Raw genomic sequence first — 7,170 nt, forward strand, 5'->3', positions numbered from 1 at the left:
GTCGTGACCTTCACGACGGCCGGGGAGCCGCGCGCGAAGGAGGAGGGCCTGCGCCGCGCGCTCCGCCGCGAGCGCCGACCGCTGCACCCCTGACCGCACGCGCGAACGAAAGGAGAAGGCCGACGCGGACGCGTCGGCCTTCTCCTCTGCCCGACCCTCAGGCGGACGGCTGGGCGGTATCGGGAAACTCGATGGGTCGCGCGTCGTTCCACAGCCCCTCGAGGTCGTAGTACTCGCGCGCCTCACGGGTCATGATGTGCACGACGACCGTGCCGAAGGACAGCAGCAGCCAGCGTTCGCTGGGGCCCTCCACGCTCGGCGTGGGCAGACCGACGTCCTTGGCCTTCTCGCGGATGTTCTGCTGCACCGCGTTGAGCTGCAGTCCCGCCGTGGCGGTGCAGATCACGAAGTAGTCCAGGCTGGTGGAGACGGTGGTGAGGTCGAGGACGACGACGTCCTCGGCGCGGCGCTCGCGCGCGGCGGCGACGATGGCGGCGAGCTGTTCGCGGGTGTGCTGGTCGATCATGAGTCCTCCTGCGCGGACGTCCCCTGGGGGAGCCGCGCGGGGACCGCCCACCGGGGTCCGGACGGGCGGGCGGGAAACGGGGAATGGGGGAACTTCATCACTGCGTCCGGGCACCGGGCGCGTGGACGTCGAGACGGCTGAGTTCCGCGAAGCGGGCGGCGGCGTCCTGCCCGAGCAGCACCCCGACCTCGCCGGACTCCACGGGGAACCGCAGACCCTGCAGACGCGGCAGGTTGAGCAGGCGGGCCACGGAACCCGCCTGGGTGGGCTCGTCGAGGGTGAACACCTGGCTGGTCTCGGCGCTCGTGGGCCGCTCCTGAACGCCCGCGACGTTCAGGCCTCGCGCGCGGAGCGCCCACGCGAGCCTCCCGCCGAGATCGGCGCCGCTCGCGTCGAAGATCCGGACGGTCGCGGGGCGCTCCGCGACCTGCGCGAGGGACGCGCCGCCCCACAGGCGGGCGAGCGCCTCTCGGTCCGGCGCGAGATTGGACGTGCCCACGATCTCCGTGGTGGGCAGCGTCGCGAAGTTCATCCGGAAGGACTTCAGGAACGGCACGAGCTCCTGCACGAGCGCGGGGTCCGCGTTGGTCTCCACGCCGTCCGAGAACCCGCCGAGGATGACCGGCAGGGCCGACAGCCCGCCGGGGGAACGCATGCGGTCCACGAGCTGCGCGATCGCGGCCTTCTGGTGATCCATCCTTCCGTAGTCGTCGCCGACGCCCTTGCGCATGCGCAGGTACGCCACGGCGTCCTTCCCGACGAGCTTCTGCGGACCCGGCTTCAGGTGCAGGTGCAGGTCGGCGGCGTTGTCGTCGAAGTTCACGCCGGGCTCCGGGACGTTCACGTCCAGACCGCCGAGCGCGTCGATGACGCCCGCCACGTACGTGGTGCGCACCACCGCGTAGTAGTCCACGCGTTCGCCCGTGATCTCCGAGACGCGCTGCGCGAGCCGTTCGGGACCACCGAACGCGTACGCCGCGTTGATCTTCTGCACGTCCCACGTGAGCGAGGAATCGAAGGTCCCGACCTGCGTGTCACGTGGGATGTTCAGCACGCTGACGTCCGCGCCGTCGAACTTCAGCAGCATGATCGAATCCGTGCGGGTCTCCTTGCGGGCCCGCTCGCTGTTCTGGTCCTTGCAGGGCTGATGGTAGTAACAGTAGGCGATGTCGCGCCCGGCGAGCAGCAGCGTGAAGCTCGGCGGCGCGCCCTGCGTGACGGCCAGCGCGCGTCGCGTCTCCCCGGCGGTGCTCGTCAGGGTCCAGTACCCCGCGAGCGACAGCGTGGACAGCGTGATCGCCGCGAGCTGCAGCGCGCGCCACGCGGGCACGGTGCGTCCGCGTTCCGAGTAGAAGGTGGTGGGACGTGGGGGTTTGGTCATGACGTCACGGGTCGAGTCCGAGCGACTCGAAAGTCAGGAGCGTCCTGGGATGCACCTCGATGCCGCGCCCCTGCAGGTAGCGGACCTTCGAGCCGATGGAGCGCCTCAGCGCCGCGTCCACGTCCGTGAAGGCCAGCTCGCGGATATCCTCGTTGACGCCGCGCCCCGGCTCGCTCACGTCCGCGATGTACACCGCCGCCGAGACGGCGTTGCCCGCGCGCGGACCCGTCGTGTGGTCCTCGACGGCCTCCAGGATCACGCGGTCCGTGAAGCCCCAGCGTTCCAGCAGCGTCCGACCGGCGCGGCCGTGCAGCGCGAGCGGATGGGCCGCGTCGATGGCGCACTCGGGCGGAGCGAGCCGCAGCAACTCCAGGTCCGGCAGGTCGCGCGCGACGTCGTGAAGGATGCCGGCAGCGTACGCGCGGTCGGCGTCGATGCCGTTGGCGAGCGCGATGTCGTGCGCGAGACGCGCGACGCGCATCACGTGCTCGAAGCGACGCGGCTTGACCATGAGCCGGACGCGGTCGCGCCAGGTCTCAAGGTCGGCGCCGTCGTACGGCGCGGGGAAGAGGACAGCAGCAGGTCTCAACACGTCGATTCAGGCGGCCTCCGCCGCAACGTCACCAGTATAGCCACCCCACCTGAGGCCGTGCTGTGGGGCGGGCACGCTCAACCGCGAATGAAGACGCGTGGAAGCGCTCTCGGCGCCGTAACGCGTCTCCACGATCATGGGCGTCTTACGCTCGGGGACGGCCCCTCGCTTCTGCCTCGATCGGTGACGCGTCTCCACGGCCATGGGGTTACTTGTCGTCCTCGAAGTACTCGAAGCGGAACGGCCCGATCACGACCGTGTCGCCCTCACGGACCCCGGCGCGTTTCAGGGCGTTCGTGAGGCCCTGGCGCTTGAAGTACCCCGTGAGGTACTCCGCCGCGTCGTCCATGTGACGTTCGAAGCGCGCGAGGCGCTCCTCGAAGCCGCCGCCCGTCACGACCCAGATGCGCTCCTCGTCGGTGGACGCGTCCGAGCGCGTGACGCTCAGAGGCGCGGGCGCCGCGACCGTGTCGGGCTCCTCCTCCAGCGCGTGCGTCTCGGCCCACAGCTCACGAGAGGGCAGCAGGTCGAAGATCGTGTCGCGCAGCTCCACGAGGCCCTCGCCGCTCGCGGCGGACACCCGCAGCACCGGCAGGCCCGCCGACGCGAGCTCGTCCTCCGCGAAGGTCGCGAGCTCCTCGTCCACGAGGTCCGTCTTGTTGAGCGCCACGAGCGCCCCGGCCTCCAGGAGCGACGGGTCGTACGAGCGCAGCTCGGCCTGCAGGGCCTCCAGCTCCGTCGCCGGGTCCCGGTCCGCCGCGAGGACGTACACGAGGAGGCGCGTGCGGCTGATGTGCCGCAGGAACTCCAGGCCCAGGCCCTTGCCCTCGCTCGCGCCCTCGATGATCCCGGGGATGTCCGCGAGGGTGAAGCGGCGGTCGCGGTCGGTGTCCTCGACGACGCCGAGGATCGGCGCGAGCGTCGTGAACGGGTAGTCCGCGATGAGCGGATTCGCGCGGCTCATGGCGGCCAGCAGGCTCGACTTGCCCGCGTTGGGGTAGCCGACCAGCCCGACGTCCGCGATGAGGCGCAGCTCCAGCCGCAGCTTGCGGCGCTCGCCGCGCGTGCCGAGCTCCGCGAAGCGCGGCGCCTGACGGGTCGGCGTGACGAACACGCTGTTGCCGCGTCCACCCGACCCGCCGCGCGCCACGACCTTCACCTGCCCGACCGTGGTGAGGTCCGCGATGACCTTCCCGGTGTCCGCGTCGAAGGCGGTCGTGCCGACGGGCACGTCGATGAACAGGTCCGGGCCGTCCGCGCCCTGGCGCAGCCGTCCCTCCCCGTAGCGGCCGTTCTCGGCCTTGAACTTGCGCTTGCCCACGAGCGTTTCGAGGCTGGTGACGTTCTCCACGGCCCGCAGGAAGACGCTGCCGCCCTTGCCGCCGTGGCCGCCGTCCGGCCCGCCCTTGGGCATGTACTTCGCGCGGTGGAAGCTCATCGAGCCGTCGCCACCGTTCCCGGCGACGACTTCGATGTCCAGCACGTCACGAAAGGCCATGTCCCCTCCTTTGATTCATTGCAGCAGAAGCGGGGGCCGCGTGGCCCCCGCCCTGCTCGGTCTGGTTTCCGAAGTTCAGGAACTTCAGTCGGCCGCGACGGGCGCGGTGGCGGGCTGGACGCTGATGAAGCGGCCCTTGGCGCCCTTGTTCGTGAACGTCACGATGCCGGTCTCGAGCGCGAACAGCGTGTGGTCGCGGCCCATGCCGACGTTCGCGCCGGCCTTGAACTTCGTGCCACGCTGACGGACGAGGATGTTGCCCGCGAGGACCTTCTCGCCGCCGAACTTCTTCACGCCGAGGTACTTGGGATTGCTGTCGCGTCCGTTCTTGGACGAACCTACACCCTTCTTGTGAGCCATTTCAAATCACCTCTGGGGGAGCCGCGTCAGGCGATCCCGACGATCTTGATCGCCGTGAACTGCTGACGGTGGCCGGTGCGGCGGCGGTACTGGATGCCGCTCTTGTACTTCCGGACGTAGATCTTCTTGAGCTTGCCGTGCTCGACGACCTCGGCGCTCACCGTGATCTTGCTGGCCGCGTCGCCGAAGAGCGTCTGCTCGCCGCCGACGAAGAGGGGCGTGAAGTCGAGCTTGCCGCCCGTTTCGCCGCCGAGCTTCTCGACGCGGATGACGTCGCCTTCCTGCACGCGGTACTGCTTTCCACCGCTCTGAATGATCGCAAACATCTTTCTTCCTCCCGGCCCGGGGTCCTCTCTCTACGGAGTCGGGTGCCCACTGGCGCGACACAAGCCCCGCCAAGGCGGGTCATCAGCGAATCACTCTATCACGTGTCTCCGGGGCGCTCAAGGGGTGAGGCGCGGGTCCTCAGAAGGGGTCGTCCTCATCGTCGTCGAGGTCCTCGTCCTCGTCCTCGTCGGCGGCGTCCTCGTCGTCCCCGTCGGTGTCCGCGAGGTCGTCGCCGAGCGCGCGGCGCACCGCCTCCAGCCGTCCCCGGCAGGCCTCGTAGGCCGCGCGGGCCTCCTCCAGCAGGGGCAGCACCTCGTCGATGTCGGCGTCCCCGGACTCCAGCCGCGTCGCGATCCGCGCCAGCGTCGCGTAGGCCTCCCTGTACTCACTCATCCCGTTCCTCCCCGACGCCCGAAGGCGTGACCTGCACCGTCCCGTCGCGGAACTCCAGCGAGAGGCGCGCCTCCTGACGTGCCCGCGCCGCCGACGGCACCACCGCGCCCCGGGCACGCACCAGGGCGTACCCGCGCGCCAGCGTCCGCTGCGGCGTCAGGCCCAGCACCTGCCGCATGAGGTGGTCCACCTCCGCCGCCTCGCGCTCCACCAGCGAGGACGCCGCGCGCAGCGTCCTCGTCCGGGCGCGCTCTGCGTCCGCCGAGGCGGCGCGCACCACGTCCCGGCCCACCTCCCTCACCCGCGCGAATTTCGCCTCCGCCCTGACCGCCGCGTCCCGCACGCGCCCCTCCACCCACGCCACCGCCTTCGACGGGGTGTCGCAGCGCACCGCCGCCACCTCGTCGAGGATGGTGTCGTCCCGCGCGTGCCCGATGCCCGTCACGACCGGAACCGGGAAGTTCGCCAGGGCGCGCGCCACGTCGAGGTCGTTGAGCCACGCGAGGTCCGTGCTCGCCCCGCCCCCGCGGATCACCGCGAGCAGGTCGAAGGGGCGCGCGGCGTGCGCGAGCCTCGCGCCGTCCAGCGCCGAACGCAAGGAGCCCCAGGCCTCGCGGACCTAGATGGTCGCCTCCAAGTAATCGAATTCTACCAACCCCGCGCGCCCCAGCCCGGTCCGCCTCGCGCCGGAAGTCCCCCAGACCCGCCGCGCCGCGCGGGCTGAGCACCGCCACCCGCGAAGGGTCCACGGGCAGGGGCAGCGCGCGGTTGCGCTCCATCGTCCCGTCGCGCGTGAGGGCGTCGCGGATGCGGTCGAGCTTGCGCTGCATGTCGCCCACCGTGAACTCCGGCGCCACGTCGATCACCGTCAGGGAGAAGCCGTAGCGCACGTGGAAGTCCGGCACGACCTGCAGCAGCACCTTGATGTCCGCCGCGAGCCGCCCGCCCGTCGCCTTCCTGAACTTCGCCTCCAGCGCGAAGCGCTCCGACGCCCACAGGTTCGCGCGCGTCTTGGCGACCTCGCGGCCCGACTCGTCGTGCTGCACGAGGTCCATGTACAGGTGACGGCGGTCCGTGAGGGACGCGATCTCCGCCTGCACCCACACGCTTCCCGGAATGCCGCGCCCCACCACCATCCCCACGTAGTCGAGAAGCTCCGCGAGCTCCAGGAACTGCTTCGGGGCGCTCACGCGCGCGTCCCCACGAGCCGCCCCGCGAGCACCCCGAGGAGGCCCAGCCCGACGCTCAGCACGACGTAGAGCGCCGCGACGCCCGGCTCGCCGCGCCGCGCGAGGTCGTCGGCCTCCAGCGAGAACGTGGAGAAGGTCGTGAAGGCCCCCAGGAAGCCCGTCCCGAGCCACAGCCGCCAGCGCGGGTCCACCAGCCCGCGCGAGACGAGCGTCACGAGCAGCGAGAGCAGGAACGAGCCCAGCACGTTCACGCCCAGCGTCGCCCACGGCCAGCCCGCCAGCGCCGAGCGCGCCACGAGCGCCGCCGACAGGGCGCCCACCAGGAAGCGCGCGAGCGCCCCGAGCGCCCCGCCCACCATCACGCCGATCAGTCCGAAGGCGGTCACCGCGCCATGATAGACCGCGCTCACCCGTCCCGGAAGATGTTCACGGCGGCGAGCACGATCTCCCACACCTCGTCGTCGAGACCGTCCGCGAGCGTCACGAGGTCCACCGCGCCCTCACCGGAGAACAGGTGCGCCGCCACGTCCAGCACGAGCGCCTCGCCCGCCGTGACGCCCGTCACGCCCGAGAGGTCCGCGTGGTCGCCCTCGAAGTCGATGCCCCCCTGCGCCGCGTCCCACAGGTACGGCGTGAGCGTCACGAGGTACAGCAGCGAGCGCCAGCGGCGGTCCGGGTCGTGCAGACGCGCCGAGTGGTAGGCCGTGAGGGCCTCCCCGAAGGTCAGGAGGTGCTGCGTGTCGAGGTACGGCAGGTCGCTCATGCCCTCATGATGCCCCGGCCCGCGTGAGCTTTCCCGCGACGACCGCGCGCCGCGCGCCCGTCGTGCCGGGCAGCGTGTTCGCCCAGCCCTGCGCCGCGAAGTAGCCCAGCAGGGCGAACGCGGCGGCCTCGCGCGTCTCG

The 7,170-nt window shown here is 71.3% G+C and carries 10 protein-coding genes and 1 pseudogene; all 11 read right to left on the reverse strand.

Going from position 1 to position 7,170, the window contains the following annotated elements; genetic code table 11:
* Positions 1 to 157 precede the first annotated feature (157 nt).
* The 11 genes and pseudogenes from rsfS to DEIPI_RS40735 all read right to left on the reverse strand — a co-directional run bounded on the left by rsfS (position 158) and on the right by DEIPI_RS40735 (position 7,030).
* Positions 158 to 526, reverse strand: a complete 369-nt coding sequence (gene rsfS / locus DEIPI_RS0126465; protein WP_027483769.1) for a ribosome silencing factor — start codon at positions 524 to 526, stop codon at positions 158 to 160.
* A 97-nt stretch (positions 527 to 623) separates the two neighbouring features.
* Positions 624 to 1,907 carry an LCP family protein gene (locus tag DEIPI_RS34935; protein ID WP_045235281.1) on the reverse strand — a complete coding sequence of 428 codons (1,284 nt, stop codon included), beginning with the start codon at positions 1,905 to 1,907 and terminating at the stop codon, positions 624 to 626.
* Positions 1,908 to 1,911: 4 nt separating this feature from the next.
* Positions 1,912 to 2,418, reverse strand: coding sequence for a bis(5'-nucleosyl)-tetraphosphatase (symmetrical) YqeK (gene yqeK / locus DEIPI_RS0126475; protein WP_027483770.1), 507 nt, complete (start codon positions 2,416 to 2,418; stop codon positions 1,912 to 1,914).
* A gap of 289 nt (positions 2,419 to 2,707) precedes the next feature.
* Complete coding sequence (gene obgE, locus DEIPI_RS0126480) at positions 2,708 to 3,997, reverse strand: GTPase ObgE (RefSeq protein WP_027483771.1); 1,290 nt, start codon at positions 3,995 to 3,997, stop codon at positions 2,708 to 2,710.
* An 84-nt stretch (positions 3,998 to 4,081) separates the two neighbouring features.
* Positions 4,082 to 4,357: a 50S ribosomal protein L27 gene (rpmA, locus tag DEIPI_RS0126485; protein ID WP_027483772.1), complete on the reverse strand. Its 276-nt coding sequence runs from the start codon at positions 4,355 to 4,357 to the stop codon at positions 4,082 to 4,084.
* Positions 4,358 to 4,383: 26 nt separating this feature from the next.
* Entirely contained in the window at positions 4,384 to 4,683 is a 300-nt protein-coding gene (gene rplU / locus DEIPI_RS0126490) for a 50S ribosomal protein L21 (protein WP_027483773.1), read from the reverse strand.
* Between the two features lie 139 nt (positions 4,684 to 4,822).
* Entirely contained in the window at positions 4,823 to 5,077 is a 255-nt protein-coding gene (xseB, locus tag DEIPI_RS0126495; protein ID WP_027483774.1) for an exodeoxyribonuclease VII small subunit, read from the reverse strand.
* Complete coding sequence (locus DEIPI_RS42145) at positions 5,070 to 5,675, reverse strand: exodeoxyribonuclease VII large subunit (protein WP_342667539.1); 606 nt, start codon at positions 5,673 to 5,675, stop codon at positions 5,070 to 5,072. Before DEIPI_RS42145 ends, xseB begins: the two co-directional genes overlap by 8 nt.
* Positions 5,676 to 5,991: 316 nt before the next feature.
* Positions 5,992 to 6,213, reverse strand: a pseudogene (locus DEIPI_RS42150) (exodeoxyribonuclease VII large subunit); the annotation flags it as partial.
* Positions 6,214 to 6,263: 50 nt separating this feature from the next.
* Positions 6,264 to 6,653 (reverse strand): fluoride efflux transporter CrcB, encoded by a 390-nt coding sequence (gene crcB, locus DEIPI_RS0126505; RefSeq protein ID WP_027483775.1) that lies wholly within the window; start codon positions 6,651 to 6,653, stop codon positions 6,264 to 6,266.
* A 20-nt stretch (positions 6,654 to 6,673) separates the two neighbouring features.
* Positions 6,674 to 7,030, reverse strand: coding sequence for a hypothetical protein (locus DEIPI_RS40735; RefSeq protein WP_027483776.1), 357 nt, complete (start codon positions 7,028 to 7,030; stop codon positions 6,674 to 6,676).
* Positions 7,031 to 7,170: the final 140 nt, after the last annotated feature.

The organism is Deinococcus pimensis DSM 21231 (assembly GCF_000519345.1).
In the GTDB taxonomy this organism is placed as follows: domain Bacteria; phylum Deinococcota; class Deinococci; order Deinococcales; family Deinococcaceae; genus Deinococcus_A; species Deinococcus_A pimensis.

Excerpts from the sequence above, each read along its gene's own strand:
- rplU (WP_027483773.1), bottom strand. The coding sequence starts at position 4,683 with ATGTTTGCGATCATTCAGAGCGGTGGAAAGCAGTACCGCGTGCAGGAA.
- rsfS (WP_027483769.1), bottom strand. The coding sequence starts at position 526 with ATGATCGACCAGCACACCCGCGAACAGCTCGCCGCCATCGTCGCCGCC.
- DEIPI_RS34935 (WP_045235281.1), bottom strand. The coding sequence starts at position 1,907 with ATGACCAAACCCCCACGTCCCACCACCTTCTACTCGGAACGCGGACGC.
- rpmA (WP_027483772.1), bottom strand. The coding sequence starts at position 4,357 with ATGGCTCACAAGAAGGGTGTAGGTTCGTCCAAGAACGGACGCGACAGC.
- obgE (WP_027483771.1), bottom strand. The coding sequence starts at position 3,997 with ATGGCCTTTCGTGACGTGCTGGACATCGAAGTCGTCGCCGGGAACGGT.
- yqeK (WP_027483770.1), bottom strand. The coding sequence starts at position 2,418 with ATGGTCAAGCCGCGTCGCTTCGAGCACGTGATGCGCGTCGCGCGTCTC.
- DEIPI_RS40735 (WP_027483776.1), bottom strand. The coding sequence starts at position 7,030 with ATGAGCGACCTGCCGTACCTCGACACGCAGCACCTCCTGACCTTCGGG.
- xseB (WP_027483774.1), bottom strand. The coding sequence starts at position 5,077 with ATGAGTGAGTACAGGGAGGCCTACGCGACGCTGGCGCGGATCGCGACG.